This is a genomic window from Pontibacter sp. YIM B11418 (genome assembly GCF_059278805.1).
Genome location: NZ_JCAEMH010000003.1, coordinates 535,048 through 557,005 on the forward strand (window position 1 = coordinate 535,048; position 21,958 = coordinate 557,005).

Here is a 21,958-nt window from a genome sequence, read left to right on the forward strand (position 1 = left end):
ATCTGACAATTGCTTAAAAATCAAACTTAAACCTGCCCCTTATACCTAATTCCGACACATTAGGATGATCCAGGTAAGTCAGGCGCTTCACCAGATCCACCCGGAAGAAGTTGAAGATGTTGCCTATACCTACGCTCGCCTCCATATACGGCTTGTTTTCCAGGGTATACGTAATTGGCAATCCGTTTGCATCAGTCGGAAAGTGCAACAGGCCCGGATTTTCGTACGGCCTATTTTCATCCCGCACCTTGCCATACAGCGCCTTGAAGGTCACGAATTCCCGCAGCTTGGTTTTCTTGATCAGCGGCAGCTTGTTGAAGATGAAACCGTTAAAGCTGTGGTCGATGTGCACATTGGCGTACTGGTCGCTCACAAACTCGAGGAAATTCATCAGGTTGTAGGACTGCAGCTGGTACGAGTAGCTCTGGTTAGCACGGTGGATCGTGAGCAACGGGAACGGCACCTGCCCGAAGGTATAGCCACCTTCCGTCACCACGTCCGAGTAGCCCAGTTGGGAGAGGTAGAAGCGCTTGTTCACGTTCAGGGCCACCTTCTGGTATTCGAACTGCCCGCCAAACGTGCCCTTTATACCGGCCGCTGCGCGCAGCGTGAACACCGGATGCCGGCTGGCAACAGGCGTGCGGTAGATCTTGCCCTGCAAAAACTGCTCGTTCGGTGCCCAGCGCAGCTCCAGCAAGGCCTCCGTGGTGGTCAGCTGCTGAAGTGGCACTGTCTCGTTTTCGCCGGTTGCATCGCCAACCTGCATGTATTGCAGCGAGCCGGCCGGCGCCTGCTTCCAGTTCCGGAATCCGATGCGGTAAGACATGTGGTTCTCAAACTCCCGCAGGTAATCGATGTTGTAAGTTTCGTTGTAGAGCCACTTGTCGTTATCGCCACGCTTGAATGAGAGCAGGAAATTATCCTCCTGCACAAACTGCAGTTCCTGCCCAGGTATGCTGGTGTCCTTCTGGTAACTCACCCGGATCGCCCGCACCGGAAACTCCCAGATGGAGCGGTCGGTGAGCGAGTAGGTGCCGCCCAGGTAATACTTCCACTTCTCGTCCTTGAAACCATAGGCCGTGTAGGTCTCCAGCATCACTTTCTTGCTGAAGTTGTTGGTCGTACGCCCGCCAAAGCGCAGCCGGAAGCCTTCAACCGGGTTAAAGCTGTAGAACGTATTGATGGGACCGATCTCAATGTTGGCGCCCGCCCGTTTATACCCGGCGATCAGGGCAGTACCCCAGTCCATGGTGCGCCGGAAGGACTTCATGTTCACCAGGCTGTCGATGTTGGTGTAGGTGTTCAACTCCACGGCTGAGAGCGAGTCGTGTCGGCTGGCCTGCCAGAAATCTTCCCCCAGCCCCGCTTGCAGCACGCGTACCACGGCATCGCCTTCGTAATGCGATGCAGGCTGGGCCTCATTTATCTTGTAGTCTTTAAAGGAAACCACACGTTCCCCGTAAAAGCCCATATCGCTGTTCTGCGTTAAGCCGAAGTCGGCTTTAAACCCACTACGACTCAGGTGGTAACGGCCATCCGGGTTCTTCTCGAAGTCCAGTTTGATCTTCAGGTCACGCACCCAGTTGATGCTCACGCCCTTGCTCACTTCCATGTCCACATTTTGCACGGCATAGGTGCCGTCGAGCGTCACGTACAGGCTGCCGGTAAACATAAAGGCCGATGGGTTACGCGGCTCAAACTGGAGCCTGGCCAGTTGCTGTCCGTCCTCGGTCCGCACCGTGTCCTTTAGGTAGAACTTGTAGAACGTAGGCGCCATGTCAGCGATCGGGCTCAGGAACTGGTTAGTGAGGATGGTAATGTTGTTCTCATAAATGTCAACGTCCTGGTACATGTGTTGCATGTACGCCATAACGCCCTTGTTATCGACAAACTCCCCGAAATCCACTTTCTTCTCGGCATGCACCACGGTTTTGTGCGCCTGCGGCGATTTGCGGTAATAGTGCTCCGTCAGTTCCTCCTGTATGAAGAAAGGCAGCACTGCCCTGCCCTCGAGCACAGTCGTGTCGATATTGCTGGTGATGAAGTCGTACTTGCGCAGCAGGATATTCCGCTTCAGTTTCTCCGGTGTGTTCACCAGCGACATCTGCGTTTTTTCGTACTGCTCATACTGCACGTAGTCGTAGTTTTCCGGTCTGTTCTTTGGCTTGTTGGCCACAATTTCTCGGATCAGGTCTACGGCCGGGTTGTTTTTGTTGCTGTAGTGCACCTTGCGTTTCTTGCCCACTACCACCACTTCATTCAGTACTTTGGCATCGGTTTGCAGCTTTACCGCCAGGGTCTGCTCCTGCCCCGGCATCACGGCTAGGGTAGCAGTCTGGTAACCTAGGTATGAGAACTGTATCTTGTTTACGATCTGGTTTGTCCGGATCTGGAAATTGCCCTCGTAGTCGGTGCTGGTACCCGTGCTGGTGCCAGGTATGAAAACAGAAACGCCGATGAGCGCCTCGTTAGTGGCAGCGTCTCTTACGGTGCCTTTAATCGTTGTGAGGCCCTGGGCCATCACAGGTTGGGTGTACATGCCTGCCACAGCGAGCAGCAGGAAACATATCAGCCGGTATAGGTATACGGTATACCTATTCCTATTTGAAAACATATCGTTTTTGAAAAATGTAATTGTAAAAAAAGCCGACAAGCAGCGAGGTAATAATTTTAGAGTAGAGGTAAGGCAAACCGCCATACTGTGTGATCGCATACACACCGGAGGCGTTCAGCACCAGGCTCCCCTTCCAGATAACCAGGTACTTGACTGCCTGCAACGGTACTGTTCTATGCACCGCCTCAAACACCCAGTTCCGACCAAGGGCAAAGTGAGTGACGCCCCCTGAAATGGTACCTGTTACGGTGCCTGTCACATACCAGACACCAAGCAGCTCCACCACCAGCACCGTGACCAGAAAGTCAACAGCAGAAGCCACCATGGAAGCAGCCTGTGCCTTCAGAAAGGTAAACATTTAGAATAGCTTCAGGTATAGCAATATTTGTAAAACAATATTTGCGTAAACGCCCGCCACTACGTCGTCCAGCATTACGCCTAACCCTCCCCTCACTTTCTCTAACCTTCTGATGTACAGCGGCTTCACAATATCAAAGAAGCGGAATAGCACCAGCCCGGCCAGTAATGTACTGAACGACACAGGTATAAACAGCATCGTGATCAGCATACCCGCCACCTCGTCTATTACCACTTTCTTATCGTCCTTGCCCCAGTGCGGTTCCACTTCGTTGGCCGACCAGACACCCAGCACGGTGAGCACCAGGGTGATGATGGGAAGCCAGAAAACAAGCTGGCTCCCACCCGCCTGAGGTATGGCGTACAGACACAGACAGACAGCCACGGCAGCGACCGTTCCGCCTCCCTTGCCTATATAACCGATGCCCAGGCTGGTGGAAACCAGTTTGTGCAGTTTCAGCATGCTGTTTCGTTTACTTCGATTCTACCAGGTCTTCGTAGTAGTCCAGGCCCAGGTGCGTGATCAGGTCTTCGCCCATGATATGGCGCAGCGTGTTTTGCAGCTTGATCAGTTGTTTGAAGATATCGTGCTCCGGACGCAGGCCTTCCGCCGTCTGCGGCGACTTGTAGTAGAACGACAACCACTCCTGTATGCCGCTCATGCCCGAACGTTGGGCCAGGTCGGTGAACAGGGCCATGTCCAGTACGATCGGCGCTGCCAGGATGGAGTCGCGGCACAGGAAGTTGATCTTGATCTGCATCTTGTAGCCCAGCCAGCCAAAGATGTCGATGTTGTCCCAGCTCTCTTTATTGTCGCCATGAGGTGGGTAATAGTTGATGCGCACTTTGTGGTACAGGTCACCGTACAGTTCCGGGTTGTCTTCCGGGTGCAGAATATCTTCGAGCACGCCCAGTTTCGATACTTCTTTGGTCTTGAAGTTATCCGGATCGTCCAGTACCAGGCCATCGCGATTACCCAGGATGTTGGAAGAGAACCAGCCGTTGATGCCCAGCGCCCTAGCCTGCAGACCTGGCGCTACGATCGTTTTCATCAGCGTCTGACCTGTTTTGAAATCCTTACCTGAGATTGCCACGCCATTCTCTTTTGCCAGTTCCACCAGCGCTGGTATGTCCACGGTCAGGTTTGGAGCGCCGTTGGCATAAGGCACACCTAGCTTGAGTGCGGCGTAGGCGTAAATCATGCTGGGAGCGATGCGCGGGTCGTTGTTGCGCAGGCCTTCCTCAAAAGCCGCTATGGTCCGGTGCACGTCGCTCACTTCGGTGTATACCTCCGTAGAGCCGCACCACACGATCACCAGGCGGTCGCAGCCGTTCTCCTGCTTGAAGGTGCGCATGTCGTCCATCAGTGCTTCGGCCAGTTCATACTTCGTGGCGGCTTCCTTCACATTGGTGCCGTCCAGGTTTTTTGCGTAGGACTTGTCAAACACGGCCTTCATTGGCTTGATGGCCTCCAGCTCCGGTTTGATAGAGTGCAGCAGCATCGGTTCCAGCACTTTCGCGTTCGCAGCGGCTTCAAAAACGTTGTCTTCGTACACGTCCCAGCCACCAAAAACGATATCGTTCAGGTTAGCCAGCGGCACGAAATCTTTGATCAGCGGGTTACGGTTATCCGTGCGCTTGCCCAGGCGGATATTGCCCATCTGAGACAGTGAACCCACGGGTTGGGAGAAACCTTTTCGGATTGCCTCTACCCCTGCAATAAAAGTGGTGGCCACCGCTCCCAGTCCCGGAAGCAGGATACCTAAGCGCCCTTCGGCTGGTTTAACTTGATATTCCATCTTATTCACTTAAGTCTAATACTGTTTAAAATTACTACTTATAGCCAATTATTTTCTTTATACCATTTCAATGTGTGCGCCAGCCCTTTTTCCAGGTCGTATGCTGGCACAAAACCCAGGTCCTGCCGGATCCGGTCGATGCTGCAGTTCCAGTTCTCGGCGGCCAGCTCGTTGAGCTTTTCCCGGTTCAGGGCCGGTGTTTTGCTGCTGCCTGCATAGGCCGCCTCCATGACACGGGCCATCGCACTTATTACTCCCATCGGCAGGTGAATGCGGACGGACTTCCTGCCCAGGATGTGCTTGGTAATGGTGGCCAGGGCATAGCGGTCGTAGCTGTTGCCGTCCGACACGTTGTAACTGGCATGCTGTATGTCTGCACCCAGCGCCTGCATCACCGCCCGGGCCAGGTCCTTCACGTACACGAAACTCAGCCACTGCGGCTTGTTGCCGATGTAGGGCTCCAGTCCCAAGTTCAGGGTTTTGAGCACAATGAAAATGTCCTTCTCCCGCGGACCGTATACCGCTGTCGGGCGCAGTACAATCAGGGGCAGGTCCTTGATCTCAGCCAGGTACTGCTCGGCCAGTAGTTTGCTCTTGCCGTAGGCCGTAACCGGCTGCGCCTTGCTTTGTTCATGTATGGGGGTAGTGTCGCTGTAGACCACCGGCCCCAGCGCTGCCAGGCTGCTGATAAAGACAAACTTCTTCAGCGGGATATCAGCTGCCAAAGCAGCCTGCGCCAGCTTTTGGGTATAGCCGGCATTTACCTGCTTATACTCCTGCTCGGTCCTGGCTTTGGTGATACCTGCCGCATGAATGATGTAGTGGTACTGCTTCTCCTCCAGCTCCTTCACCAAAGCCTGGGTATCGTTGAAGTCGAGCGAGGTATAGCGGATGTCGAACGGCTTCAGGTGCGCGATGTCGCTGGAAGGGCGTACGGCGGCGTATACCTCCAGCCCTGCCTGCACAGCCGCTTCGACCAGGTGGTGCCCCACAAAGCCGCTCGCTCCCGTTATCAGTACCCGCTCTTTCATAGCACCTTCTCGTATATCCTGTATTTTTTATAAGGTATAGCACCCATCTTCAACAGCCCCTGGTTCATCAGCAGGTTATTTTCCAGTATCCAGGAGGCCTCCGCAGAATGCATCTTCTTTTCCCGGTGCTTCTGCATGGCAGCGCCATAAAAGCAGGCTTCTATCCCCATCTTCCTGTAACCCTCGATCACCCCGAGCGCGATGATGCGTACGGCCGTTATCTTTTTGCGCAGCATTAGCAACTTGAAAATACCGGTTGGCAACAGGCGCCCTTTTCTGATCTTTTTCAGGATCTGGTTGATGTCAGGTATGGCCAGTGAAAATCCCACTACTTTCCCGTTGTGCTCGGCAATCAGACAGAAATCCGGGTCCACAATCATTTTCAGGTCCTTGGCCATGTAGTCGAACTCTTTTGGCGTCATCGGCACAAAGCCCATGTTTTTGTCCCAGGCGGAGTTGTAGATCTCGCGCAGGCTCTCGGCTTCCTGCTGATAGTTTTTCAGGTTGATGGGGCGGATAATGATGCCTTTCTGCTCTAGGCGCTCACGAAGAGCGGCTGCCATGCGGGCAGCTTTGTCGTTATACCCCTCGGCCAGGAACTGATAGGCCAGCAAGTCCACCTTCTTCTGAAAACCGAGCCCCTCCAGCAGTTCCCTGTAGTAGCTGTAGTTGTAGGGCATCATGGCCACAGGCGAGCTGTCGAATCCCTCTAACAGCATACCGCAAGTTTCGTTCGTCGATAAGTTCACCGGCCCGATCATCGATCCGACTTGCTTCGAGAGCAGCCACTGTTGCGCTTCCTGCACAAGACTACCGGCTACCTCGCCATCGTTCACGCAGTCAAAAAAACCGAAGAAACCGTCCCGGCTGTTGTTGAAGGCGTTGTGGTTGTTGTTGAGGATGGCCGCAATCCGCCCGACGAGCCTGTCCCCGTCATACGCCAGGTATAACTGCACTTCGGAGTGCTCGTGAAACGGATGCTTGCCCGGCGTCAACATATCCTTTTGCGCGATAAAAAGCTCCGGCACGTAATACGGATCGTTCTTATACAGCGCATGCGGAAAGTCGATGAAGGCTTTCAACTGCTGCTTTGTTTTAACAGGCAGTACTCTCTTCATAAGGCATGTTTCGGGAGTTGATGCCCAGCAATTTAAATGCATCGGCAATTTTGGTAACCGCCTCCTCTATCTGGCCAAGGGTATGCGTAGCCATGATGGAGAGACGCAGCAGAGTAGAATCAGCCGGAACAGCGGGTGCTACTACCGGGTTCACGAAGATGCCGTTGTCCTGTAGTATTTTGGTCACCTGAAAGGTAAGATCGTTGTCGCGCACATATACCGGAATTATCGGGGTCTCGGTCGGCCCCAGTTCCAGGCCGGCGGCTGCCAAGAGCTCTATCGCGTAATTGGTGTTGTGCCAAAGCTGCGCACGGCGCTCCGGCTCCGACTGAATGATTTCCAGGGCGGCGAGTGTGCTGGCCACGGAGGCAGGCGACATGCTGGCACTGAAAATGAGCGAACGCGCATGGTGCTTCAGGTACTCGATGGTGTCGAAGTCGCTCGCAATGAAACCACCCAGTGAGGCAAGCGATTTGCTGAACGTTCCCATGATCAGGTCCACTTGGTCTGTCAGCCCGAAGTGAGAGGCCGTGCCTGCCCCCTGCTCACCGATCACACCCAACGCGTGCGCATCGTCTACCATAATGCTGGCGCCATAGCGTTCGGACAGAGCCACCAGCTCCGGAAGTTTTACGATATCGCCTTCCATGCTGAACACCCCGTCCACCACGATTAGCTTAATCGCCTCGGCAGGCAGGCGGCTCAGTTTGCTCTCCAGGTCCTGCATGTCGTTGTGCCTGTATTTGATCACTCTGGAAAATGAAAGCCTGCTGCCGTCGATGATGGAGGCGTGGTTGTACTCGTCCAGAATAATGTAATCGTTGCGGCCGGTGAGGCTGGAGATCACGCCCAGGTTTACCTGAAACCCGGTGCTGAACACCAGGGCGGCCTCTTTGCCGACATAGGCAGCCAGTCTGTCCTCTAGTTCCATGTGAATGTCGAGAGTGCCATTCAGAAAGCGGGAACCCGCACAGCCGCTGCCATACTTCGCAATGGCACTGATGGCCGCCTCCTTCACTTTCGGATGGTTCGTCAGCCCTAAATAGGCATTTGAACCGAACATCAGCACCTTCTGGCCGTTTATAATTACTTCTGTATCCTGAGCAGACTCTATTGATCTGAAATAAGGATAGGCCCCCTGCGACATCGCCCTCTCAGCTGCATGGTATGCAGCGCTCTTCTCTCGGGCGAGGATTTTCTCACGAAGTATTTTGCCCATCTGCAATACTTTAAAAATGATTCGTAATTTATTTATCTGGCACAAACCCACCACATCACCAGTCGGTTTGAAACAGAGCACTTTGTTCCTAAAAGTTCTCCTAGTTCATAAATTATAGAACTACGAACGCATACTAATATTAGCTTTTATTATTGATATTGCCTTGATTTTTGTGGATTTTTTTAATTTTATTTAACGAGGTGAGGAATTTTATGTTTTCAATCCCCGCATTAATATATTGTGGATAATATCCATCCGGCCTTCCAGCGCGGCGAACTTATTTTCAACCAGCAGGCCAACTTCCAGACCCCGAAAAGCGCACACCATGGCAAATGCAATGGCATCTATATCTTCTGCCGCATACTGGGCAAACTCTTTCCGCTCCAGGCCAAAACGGAGGATGTTGCGGACCAGGCTTATTTCTCTCAGTTCGTACCGTTTATGCAGGTCCCGCAGGCGTGGAATATTCGCCTCTATATCCCCTTTGATCACACTATACAGGTTTGCCCTCTTTTTGAGGATATCGAACCGGGTAAGACACAGGGTCCTAAGCTTGTCTTCGGCAGTCTGCATTTTGCCTACCTCCTCCTGCAGCGTCCGGAAAACCTCATCCATTTCGCGCGACACAACCGCATCAAAGATTTCGTCCTTGCTCTTGTAATAGTAGTAGAGGGTGCTCTTCCCCTTTCCGGCGGCTTTGGCAATGTCCTCCATGGTAGTTTTAGACCAACCAAAGTGCCTGAACAGTTTCTGAGCCTCGTCCAGAATCTCCTTTTTTACAAGTTCATCCCTGTCCATCATACCTGTTAGACCAAAATCGTTTTTCGGTCCAAAGGTAAAAGAAAGTCTATCATTTATCTACTTTTTACGAAGCAATATTTTTGAAAGTCTCCCTTGGCAGCAGCCTATACCTGTATTTCAAAAAGCAACAGCAGCACCAGCAAAGCGGGCTTATTGAACTGAAAGGTATTTTCCAACCGGTTAAGTTTAAGAAAAGAGTGTTTGCAAAAAGACCAGGCGTTGACCTGGCAGCCGAGGCGGCTGATTAAGATACACGATAGGAAGCAGGTTGGAGTATGGCGAGAAGAAGCACCCGAAAAAGCCAGAAAGGCAAATAGCAGGTGCTATACCTGCTATACCTGCTATACCTTAAGATAGCGCCTGAGGGGCCGGTCCACCGCCTGCGGGTTTGGAGCGGTCAGCAGGAAGTGGCACATATTCCAGGTTGTCGTTTGGCGGCAACAGGATGCGTCCTTCCTTCCAGTCGGCTTTCGCCTGCTCAATGCGTTCCTTGCGCGACGACACAAAGTTCCACCAGATAAAGCGCTCACCAAGCGGTTCACCGCCCAACAGCATCAGTGTGGCAGGTTCTTTTGCCAGTATGATTGGGTCTGCTCCTTTAGTGAACACCAGCATCTGCCCCACGGTATAGGTTCTGTGACCTACTTCGATGCTCCCTTTGGCCACATAAATTCCCCGCTCGGCATGCTCCTTTGGTAAACCAAAGCGGGCGCCCTTTTCCAGCGCGACATGCAGATAAAACAGGGGTGAAAGGGTTTTTACGTCGTTCCGCAGCCCATAGGCATTCCCGGCGATCAGGCGCATCCACACACCGGTTTCTGTAAAGATGGGTAGTTGCTCAGGTTTGTAGTTTTCAAAGGAAGGCGTAGCTTCTTCGTCCTTCTCGGGCAGCGCGACCCAGGTCTGGATCATTTCCAGTTCGCCGCCGGCCAGGGTGGCGGGGTCTTCGAAGCGCTCGGAGTGCGCAATGCCACTGCCGGCCGTCATCCAGTTCACTTCCCCTGGTCGGATGATCTGCTCTACGCCCAGGCTATCTCGGTGGGTCACCTGCCCGCCAAACAGGTAGCTGACCGTAGACAGTCCGATGTGCGGGTGCGGCAGCACGTCCATGTCGTGGGTGAGCGGCGGCTGCACCTCCACAGGACCGGCATGGTCCATGAAGATGAAAGGGCCTACCATGCGACGCAGCCGAAAAGGCAGTATGCGCCGCACATCCATTCCGGGAGCGAGCGAAGCTTTACGGGCTTCAATAACAATATCCAGCATAAATACGCATTTACATGAATCCTATACCTGACGCAAAGGCAACTACTTTCTGCAATGACAGGGCTTGAAACGGTAATAAACTTACTTACTGAAGTATATGCGGAAAGTTGTGCCTTTGTCCGGCTCGCTTTCCACTTCTATTCTGCCACCAGCATTCTCCACGATCCTTTTCACCATATACAAACCCACGCCGGAGCCTTCTACATGGTCGTGGAAGCGTTTGAACATGGTAAAGAGCTTGTCCTGCTGCGCAGGACGCAAGCCCAGGCCGTTGTCCTTCACCTGCAGCATCTGAAATCCGTCTACCTGTTTGCAACTCACCTTTACCTGCGGCTTTCTGTCCGGATGGCTGTACTTAATACCATTCGACATCAGGTTGTACAGAATGCTGCGCAGGTTTTTCTCTGAAAACGACATAGTGGAACAATCGGCAACATCCGTCTCTATATGGGCGCCGTATTCGGTGATCATTTTCTCCAGATCCAGTTCCACTTCCCGCACGACCTCTGCCACCACCACATGCTCCTGCTTGTTCAGCTCCTCCTTCGGCAGCCTGGAGATTTCCGTCAGACTGGCGATCGTCTTCTTGAACCTGGACACGGAACCCTGGATCATGTTGAGTATTCTCCTGACCTCCAGTTTGCCGAGGCTATCCTCTGAAAGTTCGAGCAACAGCTCGCTTATCAGCATTTCGATATTCGAGATCGGCGCCTTTAAGTCGTGGGAGGCGGTATAGATGAAATTATCGAGGTCTCTGTTGATGTAGACGAGTTGCTGGTTCGCGGTGTCAAACTCTTTGTTGGCCTTTTGCAGCTGTTGTTCGCTTGCTTCCACTGCTTTGCGTGCCTGTACCTGCTCCGTCACTTCCAGTGCGAATACCACCACGCCGTCGATCTGGTTCTGTTCGTTGTAGCGAGCCTGCTGAATGTAGCGGAAGTACCTGTCTTCCATTTCGCCGTCAGGCCGTGCAAAAGGAATGTACATTTCCTTCTCTTGGTGGGTACGGCCCGTCGCATACACATCCCGAAACGTTTTGTAAACCAGGTTGCCTTCTATTTCGGGCAGGGCCTTCAGTATGGGTTTGCCAAGCAGTTGCCGCCCCGGGAAGAATGCAGCATAGGCCGGGTTGACCAGCTCGTATACCAGGTCAGGTCCGTTTAAAATACAGATGGCGGCCGGGGCTCCCATAAACAGGCTTTGCAAACGTTTGCTTTGCCGCTCTGCCTCCGCCTGCGCCTGCTCCAGTTCGAAGGTGCGGCGTTTGATCACTTCTTCCAGGCCCAGATTCATGGTATGCAGCGATGCAGCACTCGACTCCACCTGCCGGCGCGCTGTCACGAAGTCAGTCACATCCAACGCGAAAATCAGGATACCATTTACATTCCCTTGGGCATCCAGCAGGGCCTGGTAGATGAAATTCCAGTAGATGTCCTCGGCGGGTTGCCCTTCGTAGCGCGCCACTGGTATCAGCACTTCTTTTCCCTCGTAGGTGACGCCTGTTCGGTATACCTCGTGGATGATGTCATAAACCGGCTGATGCCTGAGTTCCGGTAAGGCTTCAAACAGGGGCAGGTTCAGCATCTCACGCCCCGGAAAAAGCTGGTAATAGGAGCTGTTGATCACCCTGTAGATGAAGGTTGGCCCTTCAAGCATGGCACAGGCCGCCGGTGCCTGGTCAAAAAAGCGCTCCATGCGCAGGCGTTGTTGCTCTGCCTGAGCGAGTGCGGCCTGCTCCTTTGCACGGCTTTCCTGCAGTTGTGCCTTTGTTTTTAGCTCGTCCGAAATGTTTTTTGTTTCATGCAGAATGCAAACCAGTTCATTCTGACTGTTGTAAATGGGGGTGTTTGTCGAGGCCCAATACCGCTCTATAAATTCCCCACTCTTTTCAGGAGCTTGTATGTCGTACCGCGTGACATCCATTTTGTCAGGTTTGCGGGTAACGATCGCCCGCTCTATGGATGCCCGCAGGGAAACTGAGGGAGTGTGTCCGGGCGTATTCGGGTTGTCAGGAAAAACAGCGAAGAGATGCTTGCCCATGATGTGCTCACGGAGTAAGAACGCTTCACGCAAATAAGCTTCTGAGGCACCCATAATGGTCAGGTCAGGCGAAATAAGCAAGACTAAGCCACTCTGCGCTTCCAGCAACCGCTTATACGGGATAGTTTGGTCAGACTGATTCTCCTGATTGGGAGCGTTGCTATGTAGCATGCGGGATTTTTATTATGAAAACAGATTAGGATTTGTGTAAGGGCCATGTTACTGGAAAGCGGCCTGATCATTATAAAGCGCCATCCAATCATGCCATACCTGAATTTTCGGGGCTCCTATACCTGAGGCACGAGAAGCCCCTGCTCCGCAACAATCAATTTTTTTGTTGCCGGAAGCTGACAATAAACCTGGAACCCACACCCACTTCACTCTCCACAGCGATGCTGTCGCCGGCGTTGTCGAGTATGCGTTTCACCAGGTAGAGCCCTATACCTGTACCTTCCACATGGTCGTGCGCGCGCTTGAACAACGAGAAGATCTTGCCGATCTGACTCGGGGCAAGACCAAGACCGTTATCCTTCACAGAGAGTTCGCATACCCCTTCCCTGGTAATGGCCGTGCTGATGCTGACCACCGGGTTGCGATCGGGGTCTGCGTACTTGATAGCGTTTGAAACCAGGTTGAACAAAATGCTCCGAAGGTTTTTGCGGGCATAGCGTAGCGTGTTAAATTCCATATCGGTGCACTCTACCACGGCGCCGGTGTGCTCGATGTAAGGCTGCAAACTAATCTTGATGTCCTCAAGCATGTCCCCGATCTGCACATCTTCAGGGGATTCCTGCTCATGGTTCAGTCTGGTGACATCCGACAAATCAGCGATCACGTTCTTGAGCGTGCCAAGTGCGCTGCCCATGTAACTTAGCAGTACTTCATGTTGCTCGAGGCTATCACCCAGGTCTTCCCTGAGCGCCTGCAGCAGACCTTCGAGGTTGGTGATCGGGGCTTTCAGGTCGTGGGAGGCGGCGTACACAAAGTTGTCGAGCTCGTTGTTGATCTTGATCAACTCACTGTTTTTGTGCATCAGCTCCTCGTTGCGCCGCCGCTCAGTCAGGTCCCGGGTTACTTTAGAGAAGCCCAGCAGGCGTTTTTTGCTGTTATAGATCGGCGTAATCACCACATTGGCCCAAAAAGCGGTGCCGTCTTTGCGAATGCGCCAGCCTTCGTCTTCAAAGCGGCCCATCTCCTGCGCCTTCTTGAGTTCGTACTGCGGAAACCCGCTCGCGATAGACTCCCGGGTGTAAAACGTAGAGAAATGGCGGCCTATGATATCTTTCGGTTTATAACCTTTGATGCGCTCAGCGCCTTCGTTCCAGCTCATGACGATTCCCTCCGGATTCAGCATCAGGATGGCGTAGTCTTTCACGCTGTCAATCATGAGGCGGCTTTTTTCCTCGCTTTCGCGCAGCTCTTCGTTTGTAAGGAACAGCTGCTGCTCCATTTTCAGTTTATCCGTGAGGTCGCGTGTGATCTTCGAAAAGCCTATCAGCTCTTTTTTGGAATTGTAGATGGAGGTGATCACTGTATTGGCCCAGAACACAGTGCCGTCTTTCCGGTAACGCCAGCCATTGTCTTCAAACCTGCCAAGGGCCTTCGCCTGCTGGAGTTCGTAATCCGGGAAACCCTGCGCGATCAACTCCTGGCTATAGAACCTGGAAAAATACTTCCCGATGATCTCGTGCGCTTCGTAGCCGTTCATGCGGCGGGCACCGTTGTTCCAGGTCGCTACATTGCCTGCCGGGTCCAGCATAAAGATGGCATAATCGGATACGCCTTCTATGAGCAGGCGAAAGCGCTCCTCGCTCTCCCTCAGCTCCTCAAAGGCCCGGTACAGGTCATCTTCGGCTTTTTTGCGCACCGACAGGTCGCGGGTTATTTTAGAGAAGGCAACCAGCTGCCGGTCTTTGTCATACACAGGCGTAATGACCACATTAGCCCAGAATACAGAGCCGTCTTTTTTCACGCGCCACCCTTCCTCTTCGTACTTGCCCTCCGCAATCGCTTTGCCCAGTTCCTGCTCCGGGTGGTTTGTATCAATGTCCTTTTGGGTATAGAAGATCGAAAAATGCTTGCCTAAGATCTCCTTCTCCTCATAGCCTTTGATTTGCCTGGCACCGGTGTTCCAGGTGATGATGTGGCCTTCGGCATCGAGCAGAAAAATTGCATAGTCTGTGATACTGTCAACAAGAATCCGGTACTGCTCTTCGCTGCTGGTGTCTATACCTGCTGCGGTAGCAGTAACTGGTTTTAAGTTTACGTCCATTCAAAAAAGCTGCTTAGGTAAGGTGAGTAAGGTGTAAGAGAGCGTTCAGCCTTTGATGTTTAAAACTGATTGTATTGGGCTAATTTATGGAAAAAAATTAATTCCGTGCGATCGATTCGGTTAAACAGCCCGGGCTATACCTCCTGTGGTTGTAGGATAGCGCTTGGTTCACTTGCCACTGTCGGCTGGTCGAGCCGCTTAATGACGCGGGCCGGGTTGCCCACTGCCACGCAGTTATCGGGTATGTCTTTTACCACGACAGAGCCTGCACCAATGCGCACGTTGTTCCCGACGCGCACCTCCCCGATGATGCACACATTGGAGCCCAGCTCCACGTTGTTGCCGATAATGGGGGAGCCGGTATAGCTGCCGTCTTCGCGACGGATATTACCCAGGGTGGTGGAATGGCGGAAAAAGCAGTTCTCACCGATCACAGAGCAGCCGTTTACGACCAGCGCCTGCCCGTGGCCCAGGAAGAAGTTCTTACCTACTTTGGTCCAGTGGGGCAACTCGATGCCCATAAACCACTCTACCAGTATTTTGTAGAACATCAGGTAGGGCAGCCAGATAATGCGGAAAAAGGTGTTGATGCGGGCAGGATAGGCGATGCGGAACATCAGCATCACAAGGCGACCTTTCAGGTTTCCTCTGTTTGCGTTCCAATCCTGAAAAATGTATGAGAGAAACATAGACTTACTTACATGTATGTTTGCGCATACGCTGTGTTGCGGTCTGGCGTTGCAGGTTTATTTTTATACCTGCTACTTAGTCCTTTTTGCCTCGCAAAGCGCCGTAGAAAATTGGACTAAAGAACCGCAGGTTTTCCAGCACGCAGGCCATGCTGTAAAACTTCTCCGGATCAATCTCGGGCTCCTCCGCCATGGTGGCAAGCAGCACATCCAAGGTATAGGTGAACGTGGCGTCGAACTCTTCTTCGGTCATTTTAAGGTTTTTTTGCCATAAGCTATACCTGTAACAAATTAACAGGCAATTCATTTCACAAAGCAGACATTTTTGTGGAGGGTGGCCTCTTCCCAAACATGCGTCAACTAAGGCCGTACCTTATGAAGGTAGCATCTTATCACTGATTAAACAAATACAACTATGACGATCAAACTTAAACCACTAAAAGACCAGGTAATGGTGATTACCGGGGCATCGAGCGGTATCGGACTGGCCACGGCCTTTGCAGCCGCAAAAAAAGGCGCACGGCTGGTGCTGGCAGCTCGCAACGAGCAGGCCTTGCAGGAAATAGCCCAGGAGATAAACGACAAGGGCGGACAGGCCATTACCGTGGGCGCCGATGTAGGCCGGCAGCAGGATATTCAGCGCATCGCCGACGCGGCCCTCTCCCATTTCGGGGGCTTCGACACCTGGGTGAATGACGCTGGTGTTTCGATCTACGGTCGCCTGTTGGAGGTGAGCGACGAAGACAACCGCCGCCTCTTCGACACCAACTTCTGGGGACTGGTATACGGCTCGCAGATGGCGGCCATGCACCTGCGTAACCGGGGTGGTGCCATCATCAACCTGGGCAGTGTGCTCTCTGATACAGCCATCCCGATGCAGGGGATGTACAGCGCCACCAAGCATGCCGTGAAGGGCTTTACCGATGCACTGCGCATAGAACTGGAAGAAGAAGGGGCGCCCGTTTCGGTTACGCTGATCAAACCGGCCGCAATCAATACACCCTACCCCGACCATGCTAAAAACTACACCGACCACAAGCTGACACTTCCGCCACCAGTATACGAGCCGGAAGAAGTCGCCAATGCCATCCTGTATGCCGCCACGCACCAGAAGCGCGACATTATGGTGGGCGGCGGAGGCAAGTTCATGAGCCTGACCAACAAGCTGGCACCGGGACTGATGGACCTTTCCGGCGAAAAACTGATGACCGACCAGCAGCTGCTCGACGAGCCGGCGCAGCACCGGGAGGGTACCCTGCACCAGCCAGGCGAAGGCGGCCGCATACACGGTCGCATCAAGGACACGATGCCGACCAGCCTCTATACCCGCGCTGTGACAAACCCGGTAGTGGCAGGCGCTGTTGTGGCCGCCGCAGGTGCCGCCGCCCTGGCCCTGATGGGCAAGAAACGCAAGGACAACGGTGCCAAGAAGTATAAGCAGCCGAATACTAAACCGGAGATGGTAGAAGTGGTGGAGATCGTGGAAGAAGTATACGTAACACCGCCGCTGCCTCCACAACGTCCTCTATAAACTGCTTTGCAAGCTCACGATAAGTGGTTGAGACACAGTAGAATCAACTTTTAGAACAGGTGCAGTGGCCAGGAGCTTCTGCACCTGTTTTTGTTTAATGCTGGGCGATTCATTCTATTCAATGTGATTGAAATTGATATAATGCAAATTAAACAAATAAAGAGACTTATAAGGGCTGCCTCTCAAACTTACTAAACTCCGCCTAAAACATTGACATAAACCCTCTATAGGTCATTTTACACCCATTAGGCCCATTATAAAGTTGATATCATATTTTTAATAAACAAATCACCATATCAAAAAACTACCAATTCACGTTGAATCATAATGAATATCATGTTGTTAGAGGTACTACAGTCAGCTGTTGGACTTTCTTGCTCTTGAGGTGAGGAAATTCAATTCAGGTATAGCATCCTGTACGACAATAGCACCACTGAATTTGCCGTTTTGGTAGCAGGCTTTTGAATTGTAGCTTCGCTTTTTAATGAAAGAATATGCTTGAGACGCTCCTTTATGCTTTCCTTTTGAGTATCTCCCCTTTCGGTGAGGCGCGGGCAGGTATACCCTATGCTATCCTGAACAATGTGCACTTTATACTGGCATTCGTCATCGGTACGATGGGCAATGCACTGATCTACCCGCTCTTTATGTGGCTGATCGATACGTTTAGTCAGAAGTTCTGGCCATTCAGAGTATACAAAAGAGGTGTGATCTTCTTGTCGAAGCGTGCCAAGAAACTGGCGGGCAAGGATTTGCAGAAGCATGGCTTCTGGGGGCTGATGATTTTCGTGATGATCCCGCTACCCGGTACAGGCGCTTACATGGGTACAATTGCGGCCAGTATTTTCAAGATTGAGCGCAGGCGGGCTTTCCTGGCCATCAGCATTGGCGTTGTTGTCTCCTCGCTTTTTGTCGCCCTGGCCACACACTTCGGTCAGTTGGGCGTGATGCAGCTTTCCTTAAAATAATAGACAACATGCTTTAACAGAAGCGCTGTTTGCAAAGCCGTCCCGGCCGAAAGCAAACAGGGCTTTTTGATGGTCCACCCTTCGCCAGTGCAAAAAGAATGTGTATTTTTGGCCCATGACGCTCAAAAGAATCACGTCCTATCTTTTACTTTCCCTGCTATTGATTACCGGTGTAGCCGGCTGCAGCTTTATGCATCTCTCACCCCAATTTGGTGGGGAGGCCAAAGGAGAACGGCTCCAACTCATGCAGGCTTCGCCCAATTACGAAGATGGCATTTTTCACAACCCGGTCCCCACCAACATGGACATGGGCTTTGGGGGCATTGTCAAAATGATCAACTCACGCCTTTTCGATAAAACAGAAAACCAGTCGCCTGACTGGGATCTGCCTGTTGAGAAGATAGATCTGAACAAATTCGCCTCAGCCCAGGACACCGCCACCGTGCTCACCTGGTTCGGACACTCCACCTTTCTGATTGAGCTGGACGGCAAGCGCCTGCTCGTTGACCCTATGCTGGGCGACAGGGCCTCCCCGCTCAGCTTCCTGGGTCCGAAACGCTTTACCGACGAGCTGCCCATCACCGTTGAAGACCTCCCCTTCATTGATGCGGTGCTCATTTCGCACGACCACTACGACCACCTTGACTACGGCTCTATCAAAAAGCTGGCAGAAAAGACCGGTCACTTCTATGTGGCACTGGGTGTGGGCGCACACCTGGAGCGCTGGGACATTCCGGCCGAAAAGATAACGGAACTGGACTGGTGGGACGAGGCTGAACTGGCAGGTATAACATTTGTGGCCACGCCGGCCCGGCACTTCTCCGGTCGCGGCATCTCCGACCGTATGAAAACCCTCTGGACCTCCTGGGTGATACAAGGCAAAAACGAGAAAATCTTCTTCAGCGGCGACACGGGTTATTTCGAAGGCTTCAAGGAAATTGGCGAGCGCTACGGTCCTTTCGACATCACGCTGCTCGAGTGCGGGCAATACAACGAACTCTGGTCCAGCATCCACATGATGCCGGAGGAAACCGTGCAGGCGCACCTCGACCTGAAAGGAAAACTGATGATGCCGATCCACTGGGGTGCCTTTGCGCTGGCCATGCACTCCTGGACCGATCCGATCGTGCGGGTGTCGAAAAAGGCAAGGGAGCTGAACGTGCCCATAACCACGCCCCGCATCGGAGAGCCCATCATTCTGAAGCGAAGCATTCCAACGTCGCAGTGGTGGGAGTAGCGGCAGGTATAGCCTTTCGGAAACACAGAAGGCACCGACAGAGTAATGGTGTATAGGTATAAATTTGAAGGCAGGAATTCGTGAACATGAACGAAGAAACAGCACAGGCGGCAAAGCCCAAACGCCTGTTTGATTGCATCGACTGGCAGCTGAAAAACTTTCCGCTGGAAGACATGCTGGCCGCCAAGGAAGACGGCGAATGGATCAGGTATAGCACCCGCGATGTGCAGGACAAGGTGAACCGCATCAGCGCCGCCCTGCTTGGCCTCGGCATCACGAAAGGCGACGGCACTGCCGAGGGCCGCGACAAGATCGCGATCATCAGCCCCAACTGCCCGGAGTGGATGTTGGTGGACATGGCCATCCAGCAGATCGGCGCCATTTCGGTACCCATCTATCCCACCATCAGCAACAGCGAAATGGAGTTTGTGCTGCAGGATGCCGCCGTGAAAATGGTCTTTGTCGGGAACGAAGTACTCTTCCGCAAAATATTAGGCATGCAGGATGCGCTACCTGCTTTGGAAGCCGTCTATACCTTTAAACAAGTGGAGGACGCCCCTCACTGGAAAGAGTTGTTAGCCGAACCCTCTCCCTATACCTTGCAGCAGGTGGAACTGCTGCGCGATGCCGTGGACGAGCACGAGTTGGCCACCATCCTCTATACCTCCGGCACCACCGGCACGCCCAAAGGCGTGATGCTCTCGCACTACAACATCCTGAACAATATGTTCGACAGTGCACTCATCATCCAGGAAGTAGGCGTGTTTCGCAAAAAAGCCATCAGTTTTCTGCCCCTCAATCACGCCTTCGAGCGCATGGCCACCTACTGTTACTTCTATTGCGGGGTGTCGATCTACTATGCCGAAGGGATGGAAACCATTGCCGCCAACCTGCGCGAAGTGAAGCCGACTATGTTCACAACCGTGCCGCGCCTGCTCGAAAAGGTATACGAAGGCATTGTGGCCAAGGGCTCCGAACTCACCGGCAGCAAAAAGAAAATCTTCTTCTGGGCATTGGAACTGGCGGAGCGCTTCGAGATCAACAAGCCGATGCCGCTGGCCTACCGGCTACAACTGGCCCTGGCCGACCGCCTGGTGTTCAGCAAGTGGCGGCAGGCACTGGGTGGCGAAGTGAAATCGATCATCACAGGGGCGGCGGCCTGCCAGGTTCGGCTGCTCCGAATTTTCACTGCTGCCGGTATTGTCATACAGGAAGGCTACGGCCTGACCGAAGCTTCCCCGATCATCAGCGGCAACCGCTACTCCGAACAGAACCGCATGTTCGGCACAGTAGGTCCGTTACTCAAAAGCGTAGAAGTGAAGATTGCCGAAGATGGGGAGATCCTGTGCAAAGGGCCGAACGTGATGATGGGCTACTACCGTCGTCCGGACCTGACAGCGGAAGTCATTGATCGGGCCGGCTGGCTGCATACCGGCGACATCGGCACTATTATCGACGGAAAATTCCTTAAAATTACTGACCGCAAGAAAGAGCTTTTCAAGACCAGCGGAGGCAAGTATGTAGCCCCGCAGCCCATCGAGAACAAGATGGTGGAGAGCAACTGGATCGAGCAGATCATGGTGGTAGGTGAAACGCAGAAGTTCGTGGGCGCGCTGATTGTGCCGGCCTTCAACAAGCTGCGGGAGTGGTACGACACCCAGGGCAAATCCTACCCGGGCAACCGGGAGGTGCTGGAAGACCAGGAGGTATGGAAGCTGATCAAACAGTCGGTGAACCAGTACAACGTGGAGTTCAACCCGGTGGAGCAAGTCAAAAAGTTCGCGCTCATACCTGCCGAGTGGTCCATCGAAAACGGGGAACTCACCCCCACCCTCAAACTGAAGCGCCGCGTCATCCTGGAGAGGTATAAAGACTTGGTGAGCTCACTGTATGTATAGTATGCCTTTGCGCTAGGCGATTCGGCGAAGGACCTGATTTCGTAGCGTTTAAGCTTGTTTAGCTTCTATGCTTCGCATAAGTAGAGGGCCAAAATTTACTGACGATCCGAACTGCCGGGTACTGAGCAAAACGCATGTAGCACGCCTATACCCGATCTCGAACATCTTTCTGACCAGGAGATGGCTGAGGTTCTTAACTGCGAACGATGCATCAGTTCCGGCAAAGCCAAACCCGCACCGGGTACACAGGTATAGCGGAGCGCCCAAGCCGCAAGTAACATGCCTTGAGGCATCACCGGGAAACCATCTGCCTTTCCGGGTAGTAAGTATAGGTATGGAGAACGCTGAAGACAAGCTGGAAGAAACCGGCACCGTATTGCCTCACCCCCAAACGCTCGTACCGACCACGCTGAACAAAGTAAATGTTCTGTTTATCGGGCCTGTAGAGAATGGCTATTTCAAACCTGCGCCGGATCTCAAGCAGACTCCTCCCCGCTGGGAACCAGGCTCATACAGCCTAGCAGCCGGCAAGTGGCCCTCTCTTAACCTCACTGCCGACCTGCTGGACCTTGCACCCTACGACGGGCAGGCCATTATGGTCATTGCATCTGACTGGAACGAGGAAGTGATCAGTGAAGCGCGTATTTTCGGTGTGCTCGACAAAGTTGCCTGCGATGTACTACAGAAGTTTGCCTACGGACACATGCAGGACAAGGAAGAAGAAATAGCCTCCTACATCTCAGGTATAAGTAATTAAATTAAGCTTCTTTCGCAGGAACTGCTACTTACAGAACCAGCAGGGAGTAGGTGCTGCCATACTCTTTGGGTTCTCTCCGTCCGCGTCCGGACCGTTACGCCATTCTGTGCCGTCTACCAGGTATTTGAATTCGTGCTGTGTGTGGCGCGGGAGGGGACAGGTTTTGTTAATGTATTGAGTTTCAGCCAGGCTATCCCAAGCCCCATGTAGGTATAGCTCCTCCATTCAAAGCCCCGATCATTTTAGCCTTGAGATTGTCAAGGCTAATCAGACTCTCAGCTTTGCAGACTAACCTGTTCTGCATGAAAAAAGACTGAATTTTAAAATGGCATCCTTTGAAAAGAAAGAATAAACGTATCTAAAG

General features: G+C 52.8%; 20 protein-coding genes. 6 read left to right on the forward strand and 14 right to left on the reverse strand.

The window, feature by feature from the left end:
- Positions 1 to 13: 13 nt before the first annotated feature.
- The 8 genes from AC4QZR_RS10135 to AC4QZR_RS10170 form a co-directional block, all read right to left on the reverse strand.
- Positions 14 to 2,614 (reverse strand): DUF5686 and carboxypeptidase-like regulatory domain-containing protein, encoded by a 2,601-nt coding sequence (locus AC4QZR_RS10135; protein WP_494480806.1) that lies wholly within the window; start codon positions 2,612 to 2,614, stop codon positions 14 to 16.
- Positions 2,601 to 2,972 carry a GtrA family protein gene (locus AC4QZR_RS10140; protein WP_253406159.1) on the reverse strand — a complete coding sequence of 124 codons (372 nt, stop codon included), beginning with the start codon at positions 2,970 to 2,972 and terminating at the stop codon, positions 2,601 to 2,603. The genes AC4QZR_RS10135 and AC4QZR_RS10140 overlap by 14 nt, the downstream gene beginning before the upstream one ends.
- On the reverse strand, positions 2,973 to 3,434 hold the full coding sequence (locus AC4QZR_RS10145; protein ID WP_494480807.1) for a phosphatidylglycerophosphatase A family protein: 462 nt from the start codon (positions 3,432 to 3,434) through the stop codon (positions 2,973 to 2,975). It lies immediately after the preceding gene.
- A 10-nt stretch (positions 3,435 to 3,444) separates the two neighbouring features.
- Entirely contained in the window at positions 3,445 to 4,770 is a 1,326-nt protein-coding gene (locus AC4QZR_RS10150; RefSeq protein ID WP_494480808.1) for an inositol-3-phosphate synthase, read from the reverse strand.
- A gap of 38 nt (positions 4,771 to 4,808) precedes the next feature.
- Complete coding sequence (locus AC4QZR_RS10155; RefSeq protein WP_494480809.1) at positions 4,809 to 5,801, reverse strand: NAD-dependent epimerase/dehydratase family protein; 993 nt, start codon at positions 5,799 to 5,801, stop codon at positions 4,809 to 4,811.
- Entirely contained in the window at positions 5,798 to 6,919 is a 1,122-nt protein-coding gene (locus AC4QZR_RS10160) for a GNAT family N-acetyltransferase (RefSeq protein ID WP_494480810.1), read from the reverse strand. The genes AC4QZR_RS10155 and AC4QZR_RS10160 overlap by 4 nt, the downstream gene beginning before the upstream one ends.
- The gene (spt, locus tag AC4QZR_RS10165; RefSeq protein ID WP_494480811.1) at positions 6,897 to 8,138 is read right to left on the reverse strand and encodes a serine palmitoyltransferase; all 1,242 of its coding nucleotides are present in this window, start codon (positions 8,136 to 8,138) and stop codon (positions 6,897 to 6,899) included. The genes AC4QZR_RS10160 and spt overlap by 23 nt, the downstream gene beginning before the upstream one ends.
- A 210-nt stretch (positions 8,139 to 8,348) precedes the next feature.
- Positions 8,349 to 8,939, reverse strand: coding sequence for a TetR/AcrR family transcriptional regulator (locus AC4QZR_RS10170; RefSeq protein ID WP_494480812.1), 591 nt, complete (start codon positions 8,937 to 8,939; stop codon positions 8,349 to 8,351).
- A gap of 80 nt (positions 8,940 to 9,019) precedes the next feature.
- Here AC4QZR_RS10170 and AC4QZR_RS10175 point away from each other — a divergent pair, with 80 nt between their 5' ends.
- Positions 9,020 to 9,187, forward strand: a complete 168-nt coding sequence (locus AC4QZR_RS10175; protein WP_494480813.1) for a hypothetical protein — start codon at positions 9,020 to 9,022, stop codon at positions 9,185 to 9,187.
- A gap of 100 nt (positions 9,188 to 9,287) precedes the next feature.
- Here AC4QZR_RS10175 and AC4QZR_RS10180 read toward each other — a convergent pair whose 3' ends face one another.
- The 5 genes from AC4QZR_RS10180 to AC4QZR_RS10200 all read right to left on the reverse strand — a co-directional run bounded on the left by AC4QZR_RS10180 (position 9,288) and on the right by AC4QZR_RS10200 (position 15,456).
- Positions 9,288 to 10,205: a pirin family protein gene (locus AC4QZR_RS10180; protein WP_494480814.1), complete on the reverse strand. Its 918-nt coding sequence runs from the start codon at positions 10,203 to 10,205 to the stop codon at positions 9,288 to 9,290.
- Between the two features lie 81 nt (positions 10,206 to 10,286).
- Positions 10,287 to 12,413 (reverse strand): PAS domain-containing sensor histidine kinase, encoded by a 2,127-nt coding sequence (locus AC4QZR_RS10185; RefSeq protein ID WP_494480815.1) that lies wholly within the window; start codon positions 12,411 to 12,413, stop codon positions 10,287 to 10,289.
- 154 nt (positions 12,414 to 12,567) lie between these two features.
- On the reverse strand, positions 12,568 to 14,514 hold the full coding sequence (locus tag AC4QZR_RS10190; RefSeq protein ID WP_494480816.1) for a PAS domain-containing sensor histidine kinase: 1,947 nt from the start codon (positions 14,512 to 14,514) through the stop codon (positions 12,568 to 12,570).
- A gap of 134 nt (positions 14,515 to 14,648) precedes the next feature.
- A complete protein-coding gene (locus AC4QZR_RS10195; RefSeq protein ID WP_253406169.1) occupies positions 14,649 to 15,203 on the reverse strand; it encodes a serine acetyltransferase in 555 nt (184 codons plus the stop codon).
- 76 nt (positions 15,204 to 15,279) lie between these two features.
- Positions 15,280 to 15,456, reverse strand: coding sequence for a hypothetical protein (locus AC4QZR_RS10200; protein ID WP_494480817.1), 177 nt, complete (start codon positions 15,454 to 15,456; stop codon positions 15,280 to 15,282).
- 162 nt (positions 15,457 to 15,618) lie between these two features.
- On the opposite strand from AC4QZR_RS10200, the gene AC4QZR_RS10205 reads away from it, so the two are divergent.
- From AC4QZR_RS10205 to AC4QZR_RS10225, 5 genes are all read left to right on the forward strand, one after another.
- Positions 15,619 to 16,734: an SDR family oxidoreductase gene (locus AC4QZR_RS10205; RefSeq protein ID WP_494480818.1), complete on the forward strand. Its 1,116-nt coding sequence runs from the start codon at positions 15,619 to 15,621 to the stop codon at positions 16,732 to 16,734.
- A 494-nt stretch (positions 16,735 to 17,228) separates the two neighbouring features.
- Positions 17,229 to 17,702, forward strand: a complete 474-nt coding sequence (locus AC4QZR_RS10210) for a COG2426 family protein (protein ID WP_253406172.1) — start codon at positions 17,229 to 17,231, stop codon at positions 17,700 to 17,702.
- Between the two features lie 115 nt (positions 17,703 to 17,817).
- Positions 17,818 to 18,939: an MBL fold metallo-hydrolase gene (locus tag AC4QZR_RS10215; protein ID WP_494480819.1), complete on the forward strand. Its 1,122-nt coding sequence runs from the start codon at positions 17,818 to 17,820 to the stop codon at positions 18,937 to 18,939.
- Between the two features lie 86 nt (positions 18,940 to 19,025).
- Entirely contained in the window at positions 19,026 to 20,837 is a 1,812-nt protein-coding gene (locus tag AC4QZR_RS10220; RefSeq protein ID WP_494480820.1) for an AMP-dependent synthetase/ligase, read from the forward strand.
- Positions 20,838 to 20,904: 67 nt separating this feature from the next.
- Complete coding sequence (locus tag AC4QZR_RS10225; RefSeq protein ID WP_494480821.1) at positions 20,905 to 21,594, forward strand: hypothetical protein; 690 nt, start codon at positions 20,905 to 20,907, stop codon at positions 21,592 to 21,594.
- 24 nt (positions 21,595 to 21,618) lie between these two features.
- Here the strand turns inward: AC4QZR_RS10225 and AC4QZR_RS10230 are convergent, their stop codons facing one another.
- Positions 21,619 to 21,819: a hypothetical protein gene (locus tag AC4QZR_RS10230; RefSeq protein ID WP_494480822.1), complete on the reverse strand. Its 201-nt coding sequence runs from the start codon at positions 21,817 to 21,819 to the stop codon at positions 21,619 to 21,621.
- Positions 21,820 to 21,958: the final 139 nt, after the last annotated feature.

What these genes read in the sequence shown, in the direction of transcription:
- AC4QZR_RS10170 (WP_494480812.1), bottom strand. Translation starts at nt 8,939, where the DNA reads ATGATGGACAGGGATGAACTTGTAAAAAAGGAGATTCTGGACGAGGCT.
- AC4QZR_RS10145 (WP_494480807.1), bottom strand. Translation starts at nt 3,434, where the DNA reads ATGCTGAAACTGCACAAACTGGTTTCCACCAGCCTGGGCATCGGTTAT.
- AC4QZR_RS10215 (WP_494480819.1), top strand. Translation starts at nt 17,818, where the DNA reads ATGACGCTCAAAAGAATCACGTCCTATCTTTTACTTTCCCTGCTATTG.
- AC4QZR_RS10155 (WP_494480809.1), bottom strand. Translation starts at nt 5,801, where the DNA reads ATGAAAGAGCGGGTACTGATAACGGGAGCGAGCGGCTTTGTGGGGCAC.
- AC4QZR_RS10220 (WP_494480820.1), top strand. Translation starts at nt 19,026, where the DNA reads ATGAACGAAGAAACAGCACAGGCGGCAAAGCCCAAACGCCTGTTTGAT.
- AC4QZR_RS10140 (WP_253406159.1), bottom strand. Translation starts at nt 2,972, where the DNA reads ATGTTTACCTTTCTGAAGGCACAGGCTGCTTCCATGGTGGCTTCTGCT.
- AC4QZR_RS10135 (WP_494480806.1), bottom strand. Translation starts at nt 2,614, where the DNA reads ATGTTTTCAAATAGGAATAGGTATACCGTATACCTATACCGGCTGATA.
- AC4QZR_RS10180 (WP_494480814.1), bottom strand. Translation starts at nt 10,205, where the DNA reads ATGCTGGATATTGTTATTGAAGCCCGTAAAGCTTCGCTCGCTCCCGGA.
- AC4QZR_RS10200 (WP_494480817.1), bottom strand. Translation starts at nt 15,456, where the DNA reads ATGACCGAAGAAGAGTTCGACGCCACGTTCACCTATACCTTGGATGTG.
- AC4QZR_RS10195 (WP_253406169.1), bottom strand. Translation starts at nt 15,203, where the DNA reads ATGTTTCTCTCATACATTTTTCAGGATTGGAACGCAAACAGAGGAAAC.
- AC4QZR_RS10205 (WP_494480818.1), top strand. Translation starts at nt 15,619, where the DNA reads ATGACGATCAAACTTAAACCACTAAAAGACCAGGTAATGGTGATTACC.
- AC4QZR_RS10150 (WP_494480808.1), bottom strand. Translation starts at nt 4,770, where the DNA reads ATGGAATATCAAGTTAAACCAGCCGAAGGGCGCTTAGGTATCCTGCTT.
- spt (WP_494480811.1), bottom strand. Translation starts at nt 8,138, where the DNA reads ATGGGCAAAATACTTCGTGAGAAAATCCTCGCCCGAGAGAAGAGCGCT.
- AC4QZR_RS10210 (WP_253406172.1), top strand. Translation starts at nt 17,229, where the DNA reads ATGCTTGAGACGCTCCTTTATGCTTTCCTTTTGAGTATCTCCCCTTTC.
- AC4QZR_RS10160 (WP_494480810.1), bottom strand. Translation starts at nt 6,919, where the DNA reads ATGAAGAGAGTACTGCCTGTTAAAACAAAGCAGCAGTTGAAAGCCTTC.
- AC4QZR_RS10190 (WP_494480816.1), bottom strand. Translation starts at nt 14,514, where the DNA reads ATGGACGTAAACTTAAAACCAGTTACTGCTACCGCAGCAGGTATAGAC.
- AC4QZR_RS10230 (WP_494480822.1), bottom strand. Translation starts at nt 21,819, where the DNA reads ATGGAGGAGCTATACCTACATGGGGCTTGGGATAGCCTGGCTGAAACT.
- AC4QZR_RS10225 (WP_494480821.1), top strand. Translation starts at nt 20,905, where the DNA reads ATGCTTCGCATAAGTAGAGGGCCAAAATTTACTGACGATCCGAACTGC.
- AC4QZR_RS10185 (WP_494480815.1), bottom strand. Translation starts at nt 12,413, where the DNA reads ATGCTACATAGCAACGCTCCCAATCAGGAGAATCAGTCTGACCAAACT.